This is a genomic window from Ensifer sp. ENS08, from assembly GCF_014852195.1.
GTDB classification, from domain to species: Bacteria; Pseudomonadota; Alphaproteobacteria; order Rhizobiales; family Rhizobiaceae; genus Ensifer; species Ensifer adhaerens.
The window spans coordinates 252,532-276,210 of sequence record NZ_JACVBF010000001.1 but is presented as its reverse complement, the minus strand read 5'-3'; the positions used below and the strand labels follow the sequence as shown (position 1 = coordinate 276,210).

Here is a 23,679-nt window from a genome sequence, read left to right as displayed (position 1 = left end):
CACAGTGTTCACGGTGCAGGCGGGAATTGGGGAGGAGCAGGTTTCTCTGGCCAAATGCTGCAGAAAGCGCTTTGAAGCTGAGAAGCGAATGCTAATCTCTGCGCGAGTTTTTGGAGGGTGCCCTATGATCGGTCTGGCAATCGCCGTCGTCGTGATTCTGTATCTGGTTTTCGTCTATAACGGTCTCGTCAAGGCGCGGCAGATCGCCGAGGAGGCGTGGTCCGGTATCGATGTGCAGTTGAAGCGCCGCGCCGATCTGATCCCGAACCTGATCGAAACCGTGAAGGGCTACGCCGCGCACGAGAAGTCGACGTTCGAAGAGGTGATCGCCATGCGCAACCGCGCACAGGCGGTGCCAGCCGGCGACGTCGAGGGGCGGGCCCAGGCGGAAGGCGCGCTCTCCCAGGCGCTCGGCAAGCTCTTTGCGCTGGCGGAAGCTTATCCGGACCTCAAGGCCAACGAGAATTTCGCCGAACTGCAGCGCTCGCTGGAAACGATCGAGGGCGAAATCCAGATGTCGCGCCGCTATTACAACGGTGCGGCCCGTGACTTGAACGTCAAGGTCGAGAGCTTCCCGTCCAACCTGATCGCAAACGCCTTCCGCTTCGTCAAAGCCGGCTATTTCGAGATCACCAACGAAGCCGACCGCGCGGTGCCGCAGGTCAAGTTCTGACCGCCACGCCTCCCGAACATTCCTCGCCGCGGGATCCCGCCGCGGCGCCATTCGCATCAAGAGACCTATTCGATGACCTCCGATAGCATGAAAAAACTGACCATCCTGCCGACCGACCACCCGCTCCGCGGTCATGTGCGCCCGCCGGGCTCGAAGTCGATCACCAACCGGGCGCTGCTTCTGGCCGGCCTTGCCAAGGGCACGAGCCGGCTGACGGGTGCCTTGAAGAGCGACGACACCCGCTACATGGCGGAAGCCTTGCGCGCGATGGGCGTCGAAGTCAGCGAGCCGGATGAAACGACCTTCGTCGTCACCAGCACGGGCAAGTTGCTCCCGCCGGCAGCTCCCTTGTTCCTCGGCAATGCCGGAACGGCGACACGCTTCCTGACGGCTGCTGCCGCGCTCGTCGATGGCACGGTCGTGGTCGATGGCGACCAGCACATGCGCAAGCGGCCGATCAAGCCCTTGGTCGAAGCACTCGGAACGCTCGGCGTCGAAGTCACCTCCGAAACCGGCTGCCCGCCGGTCACCGTCAAAGGCACCGGCGGCTTCCCGGCCGGTCGCGTCGTCATCGATGCCGGCCTGTCGAGCCAGTATGTCTCGGCCCTGCTGATGGCGGCCCCCGGCGCCAAGGGTCCTGTCAACATCGAGCTTGCCGGCGACGAGATCGGCGCGCGCGGTTACATCGACCTAACGGTTGCCGCCATGCGTGCCTTCGGCGCCGAAGTCGAGCAGCTGAGCCCCTCCGTCTGGCAGGTCGCGCCGACCGGCTACAAGGCAGCCGACTATGTCATCGAGCCGGATGCTTCGGCGGCGACCTATCTCTGGGCTGCGGAAGTCCTGACCGGCGGCGCCATCGATATCGGCGTTCCGGCGGACGCCTTCTCGCAGCCGGATGCCCGCGCCCATGCGGTGATCGCGAGCTTCCCGAACCTGCCCGCCGTTATCGACGGCTCGCAGATGCAGGACGCGATCCCGACGATCGCCGTACTTGCCGCCTTCAACAAGACGCCGGTGCGCTTCGTCGGTCTCGCCAACCTGCGCGTCAAGGAATGCGACCGCGTGCGCGCGCTGTCGCTCGGTCTGACAGCAATCCGGCCGGATCTGGCGCATGAGGAAGGCGACGACCTGATCGTCTCTTCCGATCCCACGCTTGCCGGCCAGACCTTGCCCGCCTCGATCGACACCTTCGCCGACCATCGCATCGCCATGAGCTTTGCGCTTGCCGGCCTGAAGATCCACGGGATCGCCATCGAAGATCCAGGCTGCGTTGCCAAAACCTACCCGGCCTATTGGGATGCGCTCGCCTCGCTCGGCGTCGAATTTACCGGCGACCGGCCTTGATACCGTGCGGGATGTGCGGCCGTGTCTGCGGTTTCCGCGCGCATCCCGTTCTCACCCATAAGAACCGATCTCGTGTCTTGAACCTCAACCGGAAGAAAGCTTGATCCGCATGGTCCGTTTCGCTGCCGCATTTGCCGTTCTGGTGTTTTTGCTGGCAACGGCAGGCGTCGGTCGGGCGGAGGAGGTCTTCTCCGCCTATCGCTCCGTCATCGATGTCGCCAAGGACGGCACGATGACGGTGACCGAGACGATCACGGCGACGGTCGAGGGCAACAAGATCCGCCGAGGTATCTATCGCGATATGCCTTTGACCTTCACCGACGCGAAGGGCAAGCGCAGCAAGGTCGATTTCAAGCTGCTCTCGGTCGAGCGTGACGGTGAGGAGGAGCCCTATCGCACCGAGACGATCAACGGCGGCATCCGCATCTACACCGGTTCGGCCGAGGTCTTTCTGGAGCGGGGCGAGCATACCTTCCAGTTCACCTACGAGACTGGCCGGCAGATCCGCTTCTTTGACGATCACGACGAACTCTACTGGAACGTCACCGGTACGGAGTGGGATTTCCCGATCGACGAGGCGAGTGCGACCGTGACGCTGCCGGAAGGCGTAAGGGCCGAAGCGCTCGATTACTTCACTGGCGGCTATGGCGCGACCGGCAAGGATGCGCGCGCATCCAGGGACGGCAGCGAAATCTTCTTTGCCACCACCCGACGTCTCGACCCGCGCGAAGGGCTGACGATCGCCATCAAGATGCCGAAGGGCAGCATCGACACGCCCACCTCCAGCCAGGAAAATGCCTGGTGGCTGCACGACCATCTGGCGCTCGTCATCGCCGGTGCCGGCCTTGCCGTCGTCCTGCTTTACTATAGCCAGGCCTGGCTCAGGGCCGGGCGTGACCCGGACCGCGGCGTCATGGTGCCGCGCTGGGATCCGCCGGAGGGCATCTCACCGGCGCTCGTCAATTACATCGACAACAGGGGCTTTTCCGGTGAGGGCTGGACCGCGTTGTCGGCGGCAGCACTCAATCTCGCGGTCAAGGGCCACGTGGTTCTCGAAGACCTGAAGAACGCCATCGTCATTGCCGCCACCGGCAAGAAACCCGAGGAAAAGCTGCCGACCGGCGAGGCGGCCGTGATGAAGGCGGTCAATGCCGCTGGCGGCAAGCTCACCATCGACCGCGCCCATGGCACACGGGTGCAGGCGACCGGCGCTGATTTCCGCAACGCCATGGAGCGCGAGCATCGCGGCAAGTACTACCACGCCAACAGCGGTTACATCGTCGCCGGTGTCATCCTTTCGGTGTTGGCGGTTGCGGCCGTGTTCCTGTTCGCGGATCTCAGCGAGGACAGCCTGCCGCTGGTGATCGTTCCTGTTTTCATCGCCTTCTTCGTCTCGATCCTCGCAGTCTCCTTCGGCAAGTCGCTTCGCCGCGAAAGGAGCCTGATGAGCCGGATCATGTCGATCGTCGTGGTCGCCTTCATCGGCTTCGTCGCCTTCACCATCTTTTCGACCATCCTTGCGGCCGTCTTCTATTCGGCAGCCGAAACCGACGAACTGCCGCTGCTCTTCGTGATCGGCGCGATCGTGCTCGTCAACGTGCTGTTCTTCTTCCTGATGGGTGCGCCGACGCCGCTCGGAACGCGGATGATGGATGGCATCGACGGGCTCAGGCAATACATGACGCTCGCCGAGAAAGACCGGATGAACATGCAAGGCGCGCCCGAAATGTCGCCCCGGCATTTCGAGACGCTGCTCCCTTACGCCGTGGCGCTTGGCGTCGAGAAGCCTTGGACCGAGACCTTCGATCGTTGGCTGCTTGCCGCGGCGGCTGGGGCGGCTGCGGCCGCTGCCTATCAGCCGGGCTGGTATCACGGTGACGGCTTCGGCTCGAGCACTTTCGGCGATCGCATCGGCGGTTTTGCCGGATCCATGGCGGACACGATGACGTCGTCGCTGCCTCCGCCGCCCAAATCGTCATCGTCGGGCTTTTCTTCCGGCGGCGGCTTCTCCGGCGGCGGCGGTGGTGGCGGTGGTGGCGGCGGCTGGTAAATCCGCCTCGCACTTGCCCTTGGAAAACCAAATTCATCGCGGCGCTTGGTGACAATCTTGCCAGAGATTGCTAAGTCCGCCGCAACCGTCAGGAACAGAAAAAGTCACTCCCATGCCCGATCTTCTTATCGAACTCCGCTCCGAGGAAATTCCTGCCCGCCTGCAGCGCAAGGCGGCCGGTGACCTCAAGAAGCTGCTGACCGATGCCCTGGTCGAAGCGGGCCTGACCTATGAGGGCGCGCGCGAGTACTGGACACCGCGCCGGCTGACGCTTGACATCCGCGGCCTCAACGCCCGCTCCGCCGATGTTCGCGAAGAGCGCAAGGGTCCGCGCACCGACGCCAACGAGAAGGCGATCGAAGGCTTCCTGCGCGGCGCCGGCCTTTCCTCGATCAGCGAGGCGCACGTCCATAGCGACCCGAAGAAGGGCGACTTCTACGTCGCCCATATCGTCAAGCCGGGCCGTCCCGCCGAAGAGATCATCGCCGAGGCGATGCCGGATATCATCCGCAATTTCCCCTGGCCGAAGCCGATGCGTTCCGGCGTGGCATCGGCCAGGCCCGGCGCGCTGCGCTGGGTCCGCCCGCTGCAGTCGATCGTCTGCACCTTCGGTTCGGAAACCGAGGAAACCCACGTGATCCCGTTTGAAGTCGACGGCATCGTCGCCTCGAACGTCACCTATGGTCACCGCTTCCATGCACCGGAAGCGATCACGGTTCGTCGCTTTGCCGACTATGCCGAGAAGCTGGAAAAGGCGAAGGTCGTTCTCGATGGCGAGCGCCGCAAGGAAATGATCCTGGCCGACGCCCGCAATGTCGCCTTCGCCAACGGCCTCGAGCTCGTCGAAGACGAAGGCCTGCTCGAAGAAGTCTCCGGCCTCGTCGAGTGGCCGCAGGTGCTGATGGGCAGCTTCGAGGAAGCCTATCTCGAGATCCCCTCGGAAATCATCCGGCTGACGATCAAGACCAACCAGAAGTGCTTCGTCACCCGCGCGCCGGGCGCCGACACGCTCTCCAACAAGTTCATCCTGGTCTCGAACATCGAGGCGAAGGACGGCGGCAAGGAGATCGTGCATGGCAACGGCAAGGTCGTGCGCGCCCGTCTTTCGGACGCAGCGCATTTCTGGCACCGCGACCAGGGCAACTTGCCGGATCTCGAAACGCTGGAAGCATCCGCCAAGAAGTTCAATCTGGACCTCGGCAAGCCGCTCGATCAGCGCATGGCCAAGCTCGATGCGCTGAACGTTACCTTCCATGCCAAGCTCGGCACCCAGGGCGAACGCGTCGCCCGTATCCGCGCGCTTGCTGGTGAACTTGCCAAGGTCACCGGCGCCGACGCCAAGCTCGTCGACCGCGCCGTCGTGCTGGCCAAAGCCGATCTGCGCACTGAAGCCGTCGGCGAATTCCCTGAGCTTCAGGGCATCATGGGGCACAAGTACGCCCTGCTTCAGGGCGAGAACGGATCTGTCGCCACGGCGATCGAGGACCACTGGAAGCCGAATGGTCCCTCTGACCGTGCGCCGACCGATCCGGTGGCAGTGACCGTTGCGCTTGCCGACAAGCTCGACACGCTCGTCGGCTTCTGGGCGATCGACGAAAAGCCGACCGGCTCGAAGGATCCCTTTGCGCTGCGCCGCGCCGCACTCGGCGTTATCCGTCTGATCCTGGAAGGCAAGGCGCGCCTGGCGCTGTTGCCTGCATTCGAAACGGCACTCGTCGCCCTGCGCGCGCAGAAGCCGGCGCTTGCGGACGACATTTCGGCCGATCTGCTCTCCTTCTTCCATGATCGCCTCAAGGTCTATCTGCGCGACCTCGGCGCCCGTCACGACCTGATCGACGCCGTGCTGACGCCGGAAGCCGACGACCTGCTGATGATCGCCCGCCGCGTGGAAGCGCTGACCGCCTTCATCACCGACGAGGAGGGCCGCAACCTCTTGGCCGGCACCAAGCGCGCCACCCAGATCCTCGCAGCCGAAGAGAAGAAGGGCACCGCCGTCGCCGACGCCGTCGATGCCGGCCTCTTCCGTCTCGACGCCGAGAAGGCGCTGCACCAGGCTGTCGAAATTGCTTCGGCTGAAGCACGCGATGCGATCGCCAAGGAAGACTTCCGTTCGGCCATGGAAGCGCTGGCCAAGCTGCGCGAACCGGTCGACCAGTTCTTCAACGACGTACTCGTCAATGACGATGATGCGGCAATCCGTGCGAACCGTCTGGCGCTGCTCGGCCTGATCCGCTCGGCCACCGGCACGGTCGCGGACTTCTCGAAGATCGTCGGCTAAGGCCGGGTCGCCGCCGGGAGACCGGCGGCCTCACACCCGCGCACAAACGTTCAAGCGGCTCGCTGCCCGGCGACCTATATGCTGTCTCCATCACGCAAGAGGGAGACAGCCGATGACTATCGCGACAAAGGCCTACAAGCCGATCAATTTTGCCGAAAAACTCTCGCTCTTCAGCGATCAGTGGCAACCGCGCGTTCTTGCCGAACTCAACGACTACCAATTCAAGATCGTGCGCATCGAAGGCGATTTCATCTGGCACGATCATGAAGATACCGACGAGGCCTTCATCGTGCTCGAAGGAACATTGCGCATCGATTTCCGCGATGGGGCTGTGACGCTCGGTCCCGGCGAAATGTACGTCGTGCCGAAGGGCGTCGAACACAAGCCCTATGCGGAGCGCGAGGTGAAGATGCTCTTGATCGAGCCGCGCGGCACGCTCAACACCGGCCACGAGGGTGGCGAACGCACCGCGGAAAACGACCGCTGGATCTGATCCCTTGTCCGGGTCACTACGATCTCGCTTGCTGACCGACATGGCGCCGGAGTAGAGAAAGGCATGCCCGCAAAAATTCTCGTCAGCGCCTGCCTCATGGGCCATGCCGTCCGCTATGACGGCCAGTCGAAGCCGCTCCTGCACCCGGCGATCGACCGCTGGCGCGCGGAAGGCCGTCTCGTGACCATCTGTCCGGAAATGTCGGCCGGCATGCCGGTGCCGCGTCCGCCGGCCGAGATCGCCGCCGGCGCTGTCGGCAAGGACGTGCTCGCCGGCAAGGCGAGGGTGGTGGAGATAGACGGCGGCGACGTCACCGAGGGGTTCATACAGGCTGCCGAAAACGCTCTTTCGCTTGCCAGGCAAGCCGACTGTCGCTTCGCGCTCCTGATCGATGGCAGCCCGTCCTGCGGGTCGGGTTTCGTCTATGACGGGAGCTTTTCCGGCGCGCGCCATCCGGGTGAAGGCGTAACGGCCGCCTTGCTCCTCGCCAACGGCGTCGAAGTCTATTCTGACAGACAGATAGAGGCGCTGGTCGCGCGGATCGATGAATTGGAAGGCTCGCAATAAAAAGATTGCGCCCCCGCTTCTCTCAGGGGCGCAATCTCTCGCTCTTACAGCGATACGCCCGTCAGCCTTTAAATGCAGGGGACGGCTGAGCGGGGCAGGGAACTTTCCCGATAGGCGATCAGTCTAGCCGAAGTTCGAGGGTGGACGGATCAAAATCCTGTGAGCTCTCGTCGGCCACGGGCACAGCCACCATGGACGCGCCGATCGGGGTCACCGCGGCGGTCTTTGCGGTCTGATCGATGGAAAGAAACTCCGGCCTGGAAGCCTGCGGGTTCTGGTCGTTTGCGATGTTCGAAACGGTCACCGTTGCAGCATCGTCGGTTTCGGCCGCGGCCGTCCTGATCATCTCGTGGGACGGCTTGCTGACGAACACCACCGGCGATCCGCCGAGCCAGGCCTCCGTGCGCACCATCTTCATCTCGCCGTTGATTTTCTTGAGCTCGATCGTCTCGTCGCCCGCCGCGATCGTCGGGACGACGTAGGTGACCTTTTTCCGCGACTGCAACGGCGGGCAATCGGCGCAGGAAACCGTGGAGACGCTGGCATTGTCGGTCGTGCCGGAGGCGATCGCTTCGATCGACGACGCCGCGGCGTTGCCAGCAGCAAGCCCAAGGACGGTAGTGATCAGCAACAGGCGCATCGTTTTTCTCCCGGATCGTTATCGGCGAGAATATGCGCGCTCCCTTACTTTCCCGTCAGGAGAATTGGTAAAAATAGAATGATCCGCGAATTGACCGGTTTCCGGTCAAGCCTTCTCGCGCGCGACCGCGCGCCAGCCGATATCGTGCCGGTAGAAGCCGTTGTCCCAGGAAACGGCCGACAGTGCCGCATAGGCCCTGTCCTTGGCCGTGCCGGCACTTGCCCCTGTCGCCGTAATGTTGAGCACACGGCCACCGGTTGCGACCAGGTCTCCATCCTTCATCGCTGTGCCGGCGTGGAACACCTTGGTGGTGTCGGATGCTGCGGGGAGGGCGTCAATCGGCGTGTTCTTCGCGTAGCTGCCCGGATAGCCCTTGGAGGCCATCACGACGGTCAGCGCCGTCTCGTCGCGCCATTCCACAGTCATGCCGGCGAGCGTGCCGGTCGCCGCGGCATAGAGAAGCGGCAGAAGATCGCTCTTCATGCGCATCATCAGCACCTGGCATTCCGGGTCGCCGAAGCGGACGTTGTATTCGATGAGTTCCGGTCCTTTGGCGGTGATCATCAGCCCGGCAAAGAACACGCCGGAGAAGGGATGGCCGCTTTCCGCCATGCCGCGCATCGTCGGCTCGATGATTTCCTTCATCGTGCGCTCGATCATCTCTGACGTCATGACCGGGGCCGGCGAGTAGGCGCCCATGCCGCCGGTGTTCGGTCCGGTATCGCCGTCGCCGACGCGCTTGTGGTCCTGGGCCGACGCGAGCGCCAGCGCCGTCTTGCCGTCTGAGAGGCAGAAGAAGCTTGCCTCCTCGCCATCGAGATATGCTTCTACGACCACTTCGGCGCCGGCGGCGCCAAAGGCGCCGGCGAAACAGTCGTCGACGGCGGCGAGCGCCTCGTCGAGCGTCATGGCGACGGTGACACCCTTGCCGGCGGCGAGACCATCGGCCTTGATGACGATCGGTGCGCCCTGTTCACGCACATAGATCTTGGCGCTCTCCGCATCGGTGAAGCGGCCATAGGCGCCGGTCGGAATATCGTAGCGGGCGCAGAGATCCTTGGTGAAGCCCTTGGAGCCTTCAAGCTGGGCGGCCGCGGCAGAGGGGCCAAAGACGGCGATGCCGGCTGCGCGCAGCACGTCGGCGATGCCGGCGACCAGTGGACCCTCAGGTCCTACCACGACGAAATCGATAGCTTCCTTGCGGCAGAAGTCGGCGACCGCTGCATGGTCGTCCGTGTCGAGGGTGACGATTTCCGCTTCTTCGGCGATGCCGGGATTGCCCGGTGCGGCATAAAGCTTCGTCAGTTTCGGCGACTGCGCGATCTTCCATGCAAGGGCGTGTTCGCGCCCACCCGATCCGATCAGAAGAACCTTCATTGCAGCCCCCGATATCCCGAAAAATATTGCGCTGCGGTTAGGACGGCAGGGCGGCAAGGTCAAGGGAAAACGGGAGTTCGGGTGGCGATTCTCGCAATCGCCACCATCTCAGGCGATGGCCTGGCGGCTCTGTTGCTCGTCCAGCGCTTCGTCGTGCGCATAACGCGCGGTGCGTGTCAGCGCCCAGATCGCCAGATCCTCGATCGGCAGCGGCTTGCTGATGAGGTAGCCCTGGAACAGGTCGCAGCCGGCAGCCGTCAGCATGGAGAGTTTCTCCGGCGTGTCGATGCCTTCGCCGACGACCGCGACGTCCTTGGCGTGGCAGAGCGCGATCAGCGCCTTCAATACCGGCAGGGAATGCGACGCGGTGAGGTTCGACACCAGCGCCCGGTCGAGCTTGATGGTATCGGCGGTGTATTCGATGATCTGCTGCACGGACGTGTAGCCGGCGCCGAAATCGTCGATCGAAAGCCGGAAGCCGTTCTGGCGGAGCGCATCGATGTTGCGGCGAAGCTGGTCGCTGAACTTGACGGCGAAGGTTTCGGTAAGCTCGATCTCGATCGAGCGTGCCTCCAGCCCATGCCGTTCCAGGCAGTCGGCGAAGTGGTCGGCGATCGCCTTGGAATGCAGTTCGGCCGAGGAAATGTTGATGGCGAGCACTGTTTCGGGGCCGAACAGGGCCTTCAACTGGCCGCAGTCGGACATCGCCTTGTTGATCACCCACCAGTCGATCTTGGTGAAGAGCCCCGAGCTTTCGGCGATCGGCACGAATTCATCCGGCGTGACGTTGCCGAGCACCGGCGAGTACCAGCGCAGCAGCGCCTCGCAGCCGGTGACCCGGCCCTCGGTATCGACCATTGGCATGTAGACGAGGTGGAACTGTTCGTCTGGATCGAGCGAGCGCAGCTCGTCCTGGATCTGGCGCAGCCGCGTGCGCTTGTCGTGAAGCGCGCGCGAGTAGCGGGCGGAGCGGTTCTTGCCGCTGGTCTTGGCCTGATACATTGCCGCATCGGCATTCGCGATCAGTTCGGTGAGGTTGGTGGCGTCATCCGGGCAGATCGCAGCGCCGATGCTTGCGGTCACCGGATAACGCTTGTCGGAGACTTCGAAGCCGTCCTCGAACAGCGAGAGGATGGCGCCCGAGATTTCCCGGACCGTTCCGTCGCCCGGGCGCGAGCGCACCAGCACGGCGAATTCGTCGCCTGAAAGGCGCGCGAGGATCGCCGGCCTTTGGCCGCGGCGCTCGGTGATCACGTCGACCCGCTCGGCGATGCGGGCCGCCAAGGTTTTCAGGAGTTCGTCGCCGATCTCGTGACCATGCTTGTCGTTGACGAACTTGAAGTTGTCGATGTCGATGAAAAGCAGGCTGCACTTCTCGCCGGCTGCGATCGCCTCGCGAACGACGCCGGCGGCGAGTGCGTTGAAGTGGCCACGGTTGCTGATCCCGGTCAGCGTATCGGTCCAGGAGCTGCGCTGCACGAGCTTCAGCGATTGCACCGACTGGCGGTGCAGTTCGCGGATGTTTTCCGTGAGGCGGCCGATCTCGCCCTTTTCTTCCATATCGCGGATTTCGTCGCGCGCACCCACCATCACGGCCATCACATTGGCGTCGAGAGTGGCGATCGGATCGGTGATGAAGCGGCGGATCAACATGATGATCAACCAGATCGAGAACAGGCTCATGGCGACGGCGCCGAGCGCCAGCAGGATTTTCTGCCGCGCCATCAGCGCGTCGAAATGCTCGCTCGAAACGGTGAGCGTCGCATAGAGCGAAGGTCCGAGATGCACGCTTGCCGAAAGGTCGTCGGTGATGGCCTGCGGCCAGGGCTGCAGAACGATGTCGGATCCGTATTCCTTCTTCAGCGCCTGCTGCATGTCGAGGAAGCGGTCGGGCTGGATCGCGACCTGAACGAGCAGGGCGTTCGATTTCTTGCTCGGCAACGGCCGGGTAAAGGCAATGGGGTCGAGGAAGAACGAATAGACGATGCGCGGTCTCTGGCCCGCTTCGTAGAGATAGGTCCAGTCGGCGAGCTTGTCTTCGCGGATCAGCCGGCGGGCGAGGTTGAGCTGCGCCTCGTCGATCTCGGCGAACGGATCCCAGCTGTTTTCAAAATAGTATTCGGACTTGAGTTCCGAACTCAGAAGCGCGAGCGAAACATAACCCGTCGGATCGTCGAGCAGCGATTTGACGCTCTCCTGCAGCCGGACGCCGAGCGCATTGGCCCGGTAGCTCGCATCGGTTTCGGAAACGTACTGGCGCAGCGAATTGCCGTTCAGCAGCGCATTGAGAAAGCCCTTGCTGCGGCCGATCTCGTTCTGGAAGACGGCGGCCGCATGTTCAAGGCGCTGCGACAGCTTGGCATGCTCGAGCGCGCGAATGGAGCGGCTCTGCGTGACGTGGACCGAGACCGCCGCCAGCAGATAGCCGGCAAGCACCACGGGAAAGATCAGGATGAGCGCGCGTTTGCCGAGGTTCACTGGAAATTCGCCAATGTGCTGATGATGCGCCGGCGCAGTTGCACCGACTCTGTGGACAGTTCCTGTTGATACTGGCTCTTGGCCAGAATGTCGGGCGAGGGGTAGATCGCCGGGTCGGAGCGAACCTCTTCCGGCAGGAGTGCGTGGGCCGCCCGGCTTGCCGTCGGCATGTTGAGCGCCAGCGCGTTGGCGGCGGCACTTCCCGGCGAACCGAGATAGTCGAGCAGCGCCAGCGCCCGATCCTTGTTTTGCGAATTGGCAACGACGGACATGCAGTCGAGCCAGGAGAGTGTGCCTTCCTTCGGAACCGCATAACGCCACACGCCAGGGGTGCCGGCCTTGGCGTTCAGCACGTGCTGGTCGCCGCTGTAGCCGAGCGCCATGTAGATGTCCTTGCTGACTGCAGGGTTCTGGATCGCGCTGATGATGTATTCGTAGGTGAGCACCGAAGGGGCCTGTTCCTTCATCAGCGTAAAGGCGGCCTTCAGCGTGCTGCTGTCGTTGGTATTGATCGATTGGCCGAGCAGCATCAACGGGGCGACGAAGGCCTCGTTGTGGTCGTCGTACATGGCCACATGCTTGGCAAGCGCAGCGGCAGGGCGCATCAGATCCTGCCAGGAGGTCGGCGCTTCGGCCAAGACGTCGGAACGGTAGAGAATGCCCATCGTGCCCCAGAGATAGGGCAGGCCCCGGCCGGAGCAGCGCTTGCGCCAGCTCTCGTCATAGTCCCTGAGCGAGGCGACGTTGGTCTCGTCGATTTTTTCGAGAACGCCCTTGCGACCGAAGAGAGCGGCGCTGTTTTCGCCGGTTACCACCAGATCGACGCGGCTGTTCGGATCGGCCAGCACCTCGTCGCGGGTATCGCCGCTGTCGTAATAGACCTGGTGCACTGACACGCCTGTAATCGACGACCAGCGGTCGAGGATCTTCTGGTCGATATAGGATTCCCAGATGAGCAGGTTCAGGGTCTCGGCCGGTGCCGCCGTTGCAAAGAGCAACGTCGCCAGTAAGGCCGGAATCGCCGTTCGCCCCTGCATTGTGTACCCCTGCCCAAGCCCGTCAGACGACCGTAGCGCGCAAAAATTGATGAATGATTACGTAGGGCTGCGACGAGTGGCCGGGGTGCCGCGTGCCGTTTGCCGCACAGACGAAAACCGGGCGCCGCATGGCGGCGCCCGGTCCGGTTTTCTGTTTTTTTCTGCCGGAGCGGCTATCGCGTCGGGATCTTCGGCAGGAGGATCGTCAGGATGCCGAGCAGCGGCAGATAGGAGCAGATCGTGTAGACGAACTCGATGCCCTGCCGGTCGGCGAAGATGCCGAGTACGGCAGCGCCCATACCGCCGAAACCGAAGGCGAACCCGAAGAAGACGCCGGCAATCAGTCCGACGCGACCGGGAACCAGCTCCTGGGCGAAGACGACGATCGCCGAGAAGGCCGAGGAGAAGATCAGGCCGATGATGACGGAGAGCACGCCGGTCCAGAAGAGGTTCGCATAGGGCAGCATCAGCGCGAAGGGGATGACGCCGAGGATCGAGAACCAGATGACGAAGCGGGCGCCGTAGCGGTCGCCGATCGGGCCGCCGAGGAAGGTCCCGGCGGCGGCAGCGCCCAGGAACAGGAACAGCATCAACTGCGCCTGCTGTACGTCGATGCCGAATTTCTCGATGACGAAGAAGGTGAAGTAGCTGGAGATGCTCGCCATGTAGACGTTCTTGGTGGCCGTCAAAAGCACGAGCACGGCAACAGCCCACATCACCCGGCCTTTCGGCAGAGGCAGCGCCCGGCTCGGCGCAGCGCGGCTCATGGTCGTACGGCGATGGCGGACATACCAGGTGCTGACCCAGGAGAGCACGAAGAAGCCGATGATCGCGACGATCGAGAACCAGCTGAGGCTGCCCTGGCCGAAGGGGATGACGATGAAGGCGGCGAGCAGCGGACCCATGGCGCTGCCGGCATTGCCGCCCACCTGGAACAGCGACTGCGCCAGGCCATGGCGGCCGCCGGAGGCGAGGCGCGCGATGCGGGAGGACTCCGGATGGAAGATCGCCGAGCCGACGCCGATCAGGCTGGCAGCAACCAGAAGAACCCAGAAGTCATGGGCGTTGGCGAGCAGGATCAGGCCGCTGCAGGTCGACAGCATGGCGAGCGGCAGGGAATAGGGCAGGGCCCAGCGGTCGGTGATGATGCCGACGGCCGGCTGCAGCATCGATGCCGTCAGCTGGAAGGTAAAGGTCAGGAGGCCGATCTGCACGAAGTCGAGCGAGTAGTTCGCCTTCAGCAGCGGATAGAGTGCCGTCAGCAGCGACTGCATGATGTCGTTCAGCATATGGCAGAAGCTGACTGCCAGGATGACGGAGAAAGCCGTCTTCTCCGGGGAGATCCCGGAAGTTGAAGTCACGGTAGACATGGGTGATTCCTTGCCGTCTCGAAGGTTGTGTGCGGCGTGGCCTATCTCTACTGAGGTTGCCGTTGGCCTGCTTTTGTGATCTGGTCGATTTCTTTCGTGAGTGGGCCAAATGCCGATCCGCCGATATCCGCTGCCGCAGCTTCCCGATGACGATCACTTCCGGAACCTCGACTGGGTCGAGACGGGAAACGCCCCGGTGCTCGCGCTCGGACGGGATTACAATGCCGGCCTCCTCGTGCCTTTTCACAAACACACCCGGACCCAGCTGTGGTGGGCGCGCGGCGGCGTCGTGCTGATGCGCACCGAGCGCGGGCGGTGGATGGTGCCGCCCGGCCACGCTTTGTTGATCCCGGCGGGCGTGGAGCATTCGGCCGAGATGATCAGCGACGTGCGCATGCACTCGATCTATTTCGCGCCGGACCTTTTGCGCGCCGAGCGGCCGATGGTCATGGAAATCAACCCGCTGGCCGGCAGCCTCGTCGATGCTCTCGTCAGCGTAGAGAACGAGGCGATGTCGGAGCGGCGCGAACAACTGGTGACTGATCTGCTTTTGGAGGAAATCGGCCGGCTGCGGGAGCGCCCACTCGGCCTGCCGTTCCCGCGCGACGAAAAGCTTGCGGCGCTCTGCCGGCAATTCCTGCAGGCGCCGTCGGCGGCCGCAAGCATCGACCAGTGGGCCGACAGGCTGGGTCTCAGCCGCCGCTCGTTCACGCGGCTGTTTCGCAACGAGACGGGCGTCAGCTTCGTCACCTGGCGCCAGCAGGCCTGCATCTTCGCCTCGCTGCCGCTTCTGGCCGACGGCGAGCCGATCATCAATGTGGCGCTCGATGCCGGTTATGAGAACGTCGCGGCCTTTACGACGATGTTCCGCCGCATGCTCGGCAGCCCTTCGAGCGTCTATCTGAAGACCTATCTCGGCCAGTGACCGCGGGCAGCTACGGCGCTCATGGGAAACGAAAGCTGAATTGACCTGGTTAACGGAATCGTAGGAACAAGGGCCAATAACTCGCCCTGTGCCGTTCCTGCCCACTCCCTCCTTCGGCCCGACGGCACGGCCAATTTCGCCCCGGCGAATGAATCTTCCGGAGTTGTTTCTTGCGTATCCGTTCTCTTGTTTTCCTTTCTGGAACCCTTTTGCTGTCGGCAAATGCCGCCTCCGCCGGTGACGGCCAACATTTCTGGTCCGGTGACTGGTACCTGAAGGTCGGCGCCACCGGCTTTTACGGCCCGAAATACGAAGGCGCTTCCAAGCGCATGTTCCAGGCGGCCCCGCTGATCTCGCTCGGCAAGGCCGGCAGCACGGTCCGCTTCTCCTCGCGCAACGACAACATGTCCTATGCGCTGGTCGACCAGGGCAGCTTCCGCGCCGGTCTCGTCGGAAAGCTGATTTTCGAACGCGATGCCGGCACGTCCAGCGACCTCAAGGGACTTGATCCGGTCAAGTTCGGCGGTGAAGCCGGCGGCTTTGCCGAGGTCTACCCGACCGACTGGCTGCGTGTGCGCGCCGAAGTCCGCCAGGGTATCCGCAGTCACCACGGCGTCGTTGCCGATGTCGCGGCGGACGCCTTTGCCGATGTTAGCAGCAATGTCCGCATTTCCGGCGGCCCGCGCCTGTCGGCAGCCAGCAGCGGCTACTACACGGCCTATTACGGCGTGAATGATCGCGAGGCGACGGCGTCCGGTCTCAGCAACTATACCCCGCATGGCGGCGTCGGCTCGGCCGGTATCGGTGCTGCGATCACTTGGCAGGCAACCGAAAAGCTCGAGACGAGCGCCTATGCCGAATACAAGCGCCTGCTTGGCCCGGCGGCCGATTCCAGCCTCGTTCGCGAACGCGGCAGCCGCAACCAGGTTCTCGTCGGTCTGTCGGCAACCTACCGCTTCGACTTCACGCTTCCCTGATCAGGCGTTTTCCTCCCGTTGTCGGCGGCGATCTCGCCGCTTGACCGGCCGGGCCTGCGGCGTCAAACAGGGATATGAACACAATCTCTGCCGATTCCGGCCGCGTTCAGGACGCGCCGTCCAACAACTGGGTCTATCGCGTGCTGCCGCGTGCGCTCTGGCCCTATGCGCAGCTTGCCCGCTGGGACCGTCCGATCGGCTGGCAATTGCTGCTGCTGCCTTGCCTCTGGTCCGTGGCCCTGGCGTCGGGTGTGTCGGCGAGTGCCGGTCAATTCTCCTTCGGCCGCTTCCTGTTCCATTGCTTCCTGTTCACTGTCGGCGCCATCGCCATGCGTGGTGCTGGCTGCACCTACAACGATATCGTCGATCACGACATCGACATGGAGGTTGCCCGTACCCGCTCGCGGCCGCTGCCGTCGGGGCGTGTCTCGCGCCTTCAGGCCAAGGTGTTCACGGTGCTGCAGGCACTTGTCGGCCTTGTCGTGCTGCTGCAGTTCAACACCTTCTCGATCGTGCTCGGCATCCTGTCGCTGGCGATCGTCGCGATCTATCCCTTCGCCAAGCGGTTTACCGACTGGCCGCAGTTCTTTCTGGGATTGGCGTTTTCCTGGGGCGCGCTAATGGGCTGGGCGACCGAATTCGGCACGTTGTCGGTTGCCGCCGTTCTGCTTTACGGCGCGGCCATCGCCTGGACGATCGGTTACGACACGATCTACGCTTACCAGGACAAGGAGGACGATGAGCTGATCGGCGTGCGCTCGACGGCGCGGCGTTTCGGTGAAAACCCGCGCCCCTGGCTGATCGGCCTTTATGGCATCGCGACGCTGCTCGTCCTTCTGTCGTTCGTCGCAGCCGGCGCCGGTGCCGTCGCCTATGTCGGCCTCCTGATCGCAGCAGCGATGCTGACCTATCAGATCCTCGTCCTGAACATCCATGATCCTGCACAGTGCCTGGCGCTGTTCAAGTTCAACAGCATCGTCGGTCTGATCATCTTCGCCGGGCTGGTGCTGGCGCTTCTCCTGCGCCTGATATGAAAAATCCTCCGTTGCGGCGGAGGATCGTCTTCATTGCCCCATGGTCGGCCTGCCTGTTGCGGGCCGCAAAAATCTCAGGCCCAGCTGATGTCGCGGGCGGCCTTGCGCTTCCTCGCCTCGTGACGCGCACGGAAGCTGGACAGGACGGCGGCAACGACTGAGGCGATGTGCTTGCGCATCGGGTTTCTCCTTCTTTCGTGGTCTTGGCTATGCAGCCCATATGGCACGAAGAAGGCGACGCAACTGTTTCCGGGGGAACATTCGGTAAATCGTCGGGGGAGGCGGCGACGACCCCAGTGCATGCGTGCACGAAGAAAATGTCCCGACAGATCTGACCTCGCCAAACGCGACAGCCGGCCGCAGGGAACGGCCGGCTGTCGCGCTGGAGGTAGGCTCTTCAATCAGCTGCGGGCGATGATCTCGCGCCCGTCGATCTTCATGTGTACGCCAAGCGTGCCGGTGGAGCGGCGCACGAGGAAGCGCGGGCGGCGCTCTGCGAAGAAGGAGTGGCGGCGGCGCGGCTTGACGGGCGCGGTGCGCACGTCGCCAAGGTGCTCTTCGAGCGGCCTTGCCACGCCATCCGCTTCGACCATGAGCATCGGAATGCGATAAGCTTCTGCCCAGGCGCGCCAGTCGGCTGCGATGTCGGACAGGTCGTGTGCGACGAGCAGCGGGACACAGAGGTCCGGGTCGTCGTGATGAAGTTCCAGCGTCACTGTAACGTCTCCGTCGCCGTGATCGATCGCGCGAGCCGCGACCCCCTTGAATGCGCGCGCCGGCAGTGCGATCGAAAGCGGCAGGCCGCTCGATGGTAGCACCTTGCGCAGAACTGCGCCACGCTCGTCCAGGCTGATCGTGACATTACCGGTGTGACCGCGCAAGGCGTAGCTCGCCTGCTGTGGAAAGCGCTGCGGATCAAGACGGAGCGTGTTTTCGACCCATGCGGGTTGAGAGAGTGTGTTGCGCATTTCAATCGCCCTTGTTTTTCCTTGAGAGCCGGTTTCCGGTCTTCTCGTCGGGACTTTTCGTCCTCTATGAGCGGGAGAATAGGCGGCGCCCTTTCCGAACGACTTAAAATTCGCGGTTAAGAAAACTTTGCGTTTCTCGATGGTTAGCAAAAGCCGACCGGTCAGGGTTTCCGTTTCGTCAACAGCGCGGCCGCATTCGTTCCGATCAGGCGCACCTTTGCCGTCGTTCGAACTGCCGGGAAAAGCCACACGCAAGCCAGTCCTGCAATCATGACGCGTCAGAATTCTGTTTCGGGGCTCGGGTCCAGCCTGTCCCCATGGGTAACCGACAAGGCGCCAGGGCATGGTATCGACCTATCTCGACTACAGTCGCATCACGCGGGACATGAGGAGCAGCCTCAACCGCATTGCCCAGCAGCCGCAGATCGCGCGCGAAGCGGAGTATTATAAAGAGAACATCGGCAGCGTGAAAACTGTCGAGGAGTTTCTGAACGACTATCGACTCTACTCATACGCGATGAAAGCGCATGGCCTGGAGGACATGACCTATGCCAAGGCCTTCATGCGCAAGGTGCTGGAAAGCGATCTTTCGGACGAAAGCAGCTTTGCCAACCGTCTCACCGATGAACGCTACCGCAACTTCGCGCAGGCCTTCAGCTTCAGCTCGTCGAAGCCGGTGGCTCAAACCAACGCACAGCAGGATGCGCTGATCGGTCTCTACAACGAGCGGATCGCCAGCCTCGACACGGCCATGCGCGGAGAGATGGCCTATTTTGGCGCGGCCATGGATCTCGTCACCGATGTCGACAAGTTCCTCGGCAACGAACGACTGCGTTCGTTTGCCTTCACCGTCTTCGATATTGACCCGAAGACGTTCAACTACACCGAGGTCCGCGACGCGCTGACCAGCGACCCTGCCGCTCTGACCGCAAGCCGCACGGCCGCTGTGACGAGGCGGGAAGAAGCGCTCAAGCTGCAGACTGACCTTCAGACGCGGCTCAAGTCCCTCGGGGAGATTAACAGGCTGACGTCCGAACTTGCGGAGGCGCCCGCTGCCGACAAGCCGGCGATTCAGGCCAAGATCGACGAGCACAACGCGATCGTCGCCGATCTCGATGCCAAGCTTCCGCCACGCGACCAGGCGCCCGCGCTGCTCGCATCGCTCGGCGAGGAATTGAACACGCTGAACGGGCGCATCCGCAATCTCGAAACCTACATCAAGTTGGCGGAAACCTTTAACTTCAACGCTGATGGCAGCGTGCCGGCCGGCGAAAAGGCGATAAGCGACGCAAAGAAGACGGAACTCAACAATATCTACGTGTTCAAGAAACCGGGCGAAACGCCGCTCGGCGGCGCGCGCCTGACCGGCGCCGGGGCACTGCTGAACAAGGAATATTACGAAGGCAAGATCGCCGGCGTCACCAGCATCTCCGAGCTGACCAGCGACAGCCGGCTGTTCAACTACCTCGTCACGGCCTTCGGCCTCAAAGCGTCGACGACCGTGCCGTCGACGATCGAAAACATCCTCACCAGCGACATCAACGACCCGAACAGCTACGTCAACACGCAGGGCGGCGAGTACAATGCCGCCTTTAAGGAAATGCACAAAGCCTTCAACTTCCGGCCCGACGGCACGCTGCAGCCCGGCAAGACGGCGCAGGACGCCGATCAGTTGAAGAAGACGTCCGACGGCTACATGGTCCGCTACAATGACAAGGGCGATGCCGAAGACGAAGCCTTGGTCAAGCGCTTCAAGCTGCTGGTCAATTCGATGGAGTCGGTCGACAAGCTGCTGGCCGACAATGGCGTACTGAAGTTCACGCTCAGCGCCTTCGGTCTCGAAGACGAGGGCCTGAGCAAGCGTGATCTGAAGCGCATTCTGACGAGCGATCTCAACGATCCCAGAAGCTACGTCAACACGCTGCGCGACGAACGCTACGTCAAGCTCGTGAAAGCGTTCAACTTCAATCCGGACGGGACTCTCGGCGCACCAAAACTCGCCCAGAGCGACGGCGACATCATGAATACGGCGCGGGCTTATATCGTCGCCAAGTCCCGCTTCGGCACGGACGACGAGAAGAAGATCGCGAAGGAAAAGGCCCAGGAAGAAGCCAAATATTACACCTCCGAGATCGCGAAGATCGAAACGCTGGATGCCTTCCTCAAGAACCGCCGGCTGGTCGACATGGTTCTCGTCGGCGCAGGTATCGATCCGGAGACGGTCAAGTCCGACTATCTCAGGAGTATGTTTACGTCGGATCTCGAAGATCCGAAGAGCTTCATCAACACCGACCCGAATGGGCTGAAGTATCGCGAGGTCGTCTCGTCCTTCAACTTCGACAAGGACGGCAAGATCGTCAGGGGCGAGGCAGGGCAGATCCAGACCCGCCGCGGTCTCGTCACCACCGTTGATCTCTTCCTCAATCAGTCGCTCGAAGAGAAGGAGGGCGCCGATAACGGCGGCATTCGCCTGGCGCTCTATTTCAAGCGCAAGGCCTCGGACATCAACACGGCCTACGACATCCTGGCCGATCGCGCCCTGTTCGAGGTCATCAAGACCGCCTACAGCATGCCGGAGGGCTTGCAGAACGCCAAGATCGAGGCCCAGGCGGCCTTTATCGAGCGCACCGTCAACATCAAGGAACTGCAGCAGCCGGGTCAGCTTGAGAAGCTTCTGCAACGCTTCACGGCGCTCTACGACGTCGAGAACAACCAGGATGTATCGCCCGGTCTCGCGATTCTGACTGGCGGCGGCAGCGCTGGCGTCAGTGCCGAGACCTTGCTGTCGCTCTCGCAATTGCGCGCAGGCGGCCGCTGACGCACGCCGTCTGACGGTCAGCCCAAGACTGTTGCTGCATCGCCGCGCACCGCGCGAAACGGCGCGTCGTCAACCGTCGGCGCGCAGCACTTTATCGGGGTTCATGATACCTGCAGGATCGAACGCGTGCTTGATGCGTTGCATCAGCTCGATTTCGATCGGCGCCCGGACCTCGGCGAGTTCGTCGCGCTTCAACTGGCCGATGCCGTGCTCGGCGGAGATCGAGCCGTTGTAGCTCAGAACGATGCCGTGGACGATGGCGTTGATTTCGCGCCAGCGGTCGAGGAAGGCCTGCTTGTCGGCGCCGACTGGCTGCGAAATGTTGTAATGGATGTTGCCGTCGCCCATGTGGCCGAAGGAGCAGATGCGGGCGCCGGGGATCGCTTTCACGACGGCGGCATCCGCCTCCTTCATGAAGGCCGGAATGCTGGAGACGGGCACGGAGACATCGTGCTTGATCGAGCCGCCCTCGGGCTTTTGTGCCGGCGACATGCTCTCGCGCATGTGCCACAGCGCCTTCGCCTGTGTCTCGTTGGCGGCAATCACTGCATTCTCGACGAGGCCGGCCGCATATCCCTGCTCCAGCAGGTCCTGCACCATCCGTTCCGCGCTTTCGGCGCTATCGGACGTCGAGATATCGATCAGCGCGTACCAGGGATGGACCGTTTCCATCGGATCACGAACGCCGGGGATGTGCTTGGTGGTGAATTCGACGCCGCGCCGCGGCATCAGCTCGAAGCCGGTCAACGCCGGCCCGCAAAGGCTGGACGCCTTTTCGAACAGAGCGAGCGCATGCTCGACGCTGCCGACTCCGGCAAAGGCGACCTGATGCCCGAGCGGCTTCGGGAAAAGCTTGAGCACGGCGCCGGTGATCACGCCGAGCGTGCCCTCGGCACCGATGAAGAGATCGCGCAGGTCGTAACCGGTATTGTCCTTCTTCAACCGGCGCAGCCCGTCCCAGATTTCGCCGGTCGGCAGCACCACTTCGAGGCCGAGGCAGAGCTGGCGCATATTGCCATAGGCAAGCACGGCGGTGCCGCCTGCATTGGTGGAGAGATTGCCGCCGATGCGGGCTGAACCTTCCGAGCCGAGCGACAGTGGGAACAGGCGATTGTGCTCGTCCGCCGCCTTCTGGATATCGGCGAGGATACAGCCGGCATCGGCGACGATGACATTGCCGACCGGATCGATGTCGCGAATGCGGTTCAGCCGTTCCAGCGAAAGAACGATGTCTGCCTTGCCCTCCCGCGGGATCTGCCCGGCGACATGGCCGGTGTTACCGCCCTGCGGCACGATCGCCGTGCGGGTGGCGCTCGCGAGCTTCATGATGCGCGAGACCTCGTCGACGTTGCCCGGACGCAGGACCATCGGCGTCGTGCCGCGGTAGAGTCCGCGCGATTCGACGAGATAGCGCGCCTTGTCGGCTTCGTCCGTCAGCACGTTGGTGTTGCCGACGATCTCGGCGAAGGAAGCGATGAGTTCGGGAGAGGGAAGGGTGGTCATGGGCCTCACTTCGCATTGCGCCTGCGCGCGCTATCGGATCGGTCGATCTGAGGATCTGGTCCTCGGTTCCTGGTTGGCGGCGATCATAACCGCAATTGGTGCCGTTCGATGAGGGTGGGTGCAGAGAAGATGCCGCACACTATCTTACCCTCGCGGTGCCGCCGCCCGTTGCAACCGGTCGATGATGGCTTCCCCCAACCCGTCCGAAGGGATCGGCCCGAAGGCGATGGTCTCTGCGCCGCTGGCATCCGCCCGCTTCATGTAGTCGAAGAGATTGGCGGCGGCTTCGCGCAGATTGCCAGTCGGGCTGAGATCGAGAACGACGGCCGCCTGCTCTTCGCCGGCGATCCGATTGCCGCCGAAACGGATCAAGGCTTCGCCGGCATGCACCTCGGCGGCATCGAGCCGGACTGCAGCGCCGGGCGCGTAGTGCGAGGCGAGCATGCCCGGCGCCTCGATCGTCGCTCCCGCCGTCTCCGGCCGGGTCACTGGACGGCCAAGCAGGCGTTCGATCTCGGCGGCATCGAGGCCACCCGGCCGAAGCAACCGGATCTCGTCGCCGTCGACCTTGATGATCGTCGACTCAAGGCCGATTTGGGCCTGGCCGGCGTCGAGGATAAGTTTCAGTTTTTCGCCGAGATCGGCTTCCACATGGACCGCACTGGTCGGGCTGATCTTGCCCGACGTATTGGCACTGGGCGCGGCCAGTGGTCGCCCGAAGTGGGCGATTACCCGGCGGGAAAAACCGTCGGGCATGCGAATGCCGAGCGTGTCGAGGCCGGCGGACGCCAGCGCATGAACCGTGCTGTCGGCGCGCTGCCGAAGGATCAGCGTCAGCGGGCCGGGCCAGAAGGCTTCGGCCAGCTGCCTCGAAATCGGATCGAAATGCACATGGGCTTCGGCCATCGCCATGTCGGAAACATGCGAGATCAGCGGATTGAAGCGCGGGCGCCCCTTCATCTCGTAGATGCGACTGATCGCATCGGGATTGGTAGCGTCGGCGGCAAGGCCGTAGACGGTCTCGGTCGGAATGGCGACCGGCTCGCCTTCGGCAAGAACGGCGCAGGCGCGCGCGATCGCGCGGTCCGGTTCTCTATCCGTGTCGATGATCTCAGCCATGCCGTTTCCTTTCCGACGCTTCCTTAAC

18 protein-coding genes are annotated in these 23,679 nt (G+C 63.1%); 10 read left to right on the top strand and 8 right to left on the bottom strand.

What is annotated here, in order from left to right; translation table 11 throughout:
• The first annotated feature begins 124 nt into the window (after positions 1 to 124).
• From IB272_RS01375 to IB272_RS01350, 6 genes are all read left to right on the top strand, one after another.
• Positions 125 to 673: a LemA family protein gene (locus IB272_RS01375; protein WP_034801085.1), complete on the top strand. Its 549-nt coding sequence runs from the start codon at positions 125 to 127 to the stop codon at positions 671 to 673.
• 72 nt (positions 674 to 745) lie between these two features.
• A complete protein-coding gene (locus IB272_RS01370) occupies positions 746 to 2,017 on the top strand; it encodes a 3-phosphoshikimate 1-carboxyvinyltransferase (RefSeq protein WP_060584103.1) in 1,272 nt (423 codons plus the stop codon).
• Between the two features lie 109 nt (positions 2,018 to 2,126).
• Positions 2,127 to 4,067, top strand: coding sequence for a DUF2207 domain-containing protein (locus tag IB272_RS01365; RefSeq protein WP_060584104.1), 1,941 nt, complete (start codon positions 2,127 to 2,129; stop codon positions 4,065 to 4,067).
• A 112-nt stretch (positions 4,068 to 4,179) separates the two neighbouring features.
• Positions 4,180 to 6,345, top strand: a complete 2,166-nt coding sequence (glyS, locus tag IB272_RS01360; RefSeq protein ID WP_060584105.1) for a glycine--tRNA ligase subunit beta — start codon at positions 4,180 to 4,182, stop codon at positions 6,343 to 6,345.
• A 112-nt stretch (positions 6,346 to 6,457) separates the two neighbouring features.
• Positions 6,458 to 6,838 carry a cupin domain-containing protein gene (locus IB272_RS01355; RefSeq protein ID WP_060584107.1) on the top strand — a complete coding sequence of 127 codons (381 nt, stop codon included), beginning with the start codon at positions 6,458 to 6,460 and terminating at the stop codon, positions 6,836 to 6,838.
• Between the two features lie 63 nt (positions 6,839 to 6,901).
• Positions 6,902 to 7,405: a DUF523 domain-containing protein gene (locus IB272_RS01350; RefSeq protein WP_034801098.1), complete on the top strand. Its 504-nt coding sequence runs from the start codon at positions 6,902 to 6,904 to the stop codon at positions 7,403 to 7,405.
• Positions 7,406 to 7,523: 118 nt separating this feature from the next.
• Here IB272_RS01350 and IB272_RS01345 read toward each other — a convergent pair whose 3' ends face one another.
• From IB272_RS01345 to IB272_RS01325, 5 genes are all read right to left on the bottom strand, one after another.
• Complete coding sequence (locus IB272_RS01345) at positions 7,524 to 8,045, bottom strand: plant virulence effector HPE1-like domain-containing protein (protein ID WP_060584109.1); 522 nt, start codon at positions 8,043 to 8,045, stop codon at positions 7,524 to 7,526.
• Positions 8,046 to 8,150: 105 nt separating this feature from the next.
• Entirely contained in the window at positions 8,151 to 9,422 is a 1,272-nt protein-coding gene (gene purD, locus IB272_RS01340) for a phosphoribosylamine--glycine ligase (RefSeq protein ID WP_060584111.1), read from the bottom strand.
• Positions 9,423 to 9,530: 108 nt separating this feature from the next.
• Positions 9,531 to 11,900 (bottom strand): GGDEF domain-containing phosphodiesterase, encoded by a 2,370-nt coding sequence (locus IB272_RS01335; RefSeq protein WP_060584114.1) that lies wholly within the window; start codon positions 11,898 to 11,900, stop codon positions 9,531 to 9,533.
• A complete protein-coding gene (locus IB272_RS01330) occupies positions 11,897 to 12,937 on the bottom strand; it encodes a spermidine/putrescine ABC transporter substrate-binding protein (RefSeq protein WP_034801108.1) in 1,041 nt (346 codons plus the stop codon). The genes IB272_RS01335 and IB272_RS01330 overlap by 4 nt, the downstream gene beginning before the upstream one ends.
• Before the next feature lie 173 nt (positions 12,938 to 13,110).
• Positions 13,111 to 14,307, bottom strand: coding sequence for an MFS transporter (locus IB272_RS01325; RefSeq protein ID WP_060516356.1), 1,197 nt, complete (start codon positions 14,305 to 14,307; stop codon positions 13,111 to 13,113).
• Between the two features lie 109 nt (positions 14,308 to 14,416).
• Here IB272_RS01325 and IB272_RS01320 point away from each other — a divergent pair, with 109 nt between their 5' ends.
• From IB272_RS01320 to ubiA, 3 genes are all read left to right on the top strand, one after another.
• Positions 14,417 to 15,232, top strand: a complete 816-nt coding sequence (locus IB272_RS01320; RefSeq protein ID WP_192444183.1) for a helix-turn-helix transcriptional regulator — start codon at positions 14,417 to 14,419, stop codon at positions 15,230 to 15,232.
• Positions 15,233 to 15,402: 170 nt separating this feature from the next.
• Positions 15,403 to 16,209, top strand: coding sequence for a MipA/OmpV family protein (locus IB272_RS01315; protein ID WP_060516353.1), 807 nt, complete (start codon positions 15,403 to 15,405; stop codon positions 16,207 to 16,209).
• 74 nt (positions 16,210 to 16,283) lie between these two features.
• Positions 16,284 to 17,243, top strand: coding sequence for a 4-hydroxybenzoate octaprenyltransferase (ubiA, locus tag IB272_RS01310; protein WP_034801116.1), 960 nt, complete (start codon positions 16,284 to 16,286; stop codon positions 17,241 to 17,243).
• Between the two features lie 401 nt (positions 17,244 to 17,644).
• Here ubiA and IB272_RS01305 read toward each other — a convergent pair whose 3' ends face one another.
• Positions 17,645 to 18,211 carry a DUF6101 family protein gene (locus IB272_RS01305; RefSeq protein ID WP_034801118.1) on the bottom strand — a complete coding sequence of 189 codons (567 nt, stop codon included), beginning with the start codon at positions 18,209 to 18,211 and terminating at the stop codon, positions 17,645 to 17,647.
• 343 nt (positions 18,212 to 18,554) lie between these two features.
• Here IB272_RS01305 and IB272_RS01300 point away from each other — a divergent pair, with 343 nt between their 5' ends.
• Positions 18,555 to 21,029, top strand: a complete 2,475-nt coding sequence (locus IB272_RS01300) for a DUF1217 domain-containing protein (protein WP_060584117.1) — start codon at positions 18,555 to 18,557, stop codon at positions 21,027 to 21,029.
• Between the two features lie 69 nt (positions 21,030 to 21,098).
• On the opposite strand, the gene IB272_RS01295 is transcribed toward IB272_RS01300, so the two are convergent.
• Complete coding sequence (locus IB272_RS01295) at positions 21,099 to 22,532, bottom strand: FAD-binding oxidoreductase (RefSeq protein ID WP_060584118.1); 1,434 nt, start codon at positions 22,530 to 22,532, stop codon at positions 21,099 to 21,101.
• A gap of 144 nt (positions 22,533 to 22,676) precedes the next feature.
• Positions 22,677 to 23,651 (bottom strand): L-threonylcarbamoyladenylate synthase, encoded by a 975-nt coding sequence (locus IB272_RS01290; protein ID WP_060516346.1) that lies wholly within the window; start codon positions 23,649 to 23,651, stop codon positions 22,677 to 22,679.
• Between the last annotated feature and the right edge of the window lie 28 nt (positions 23,652 to 23,679).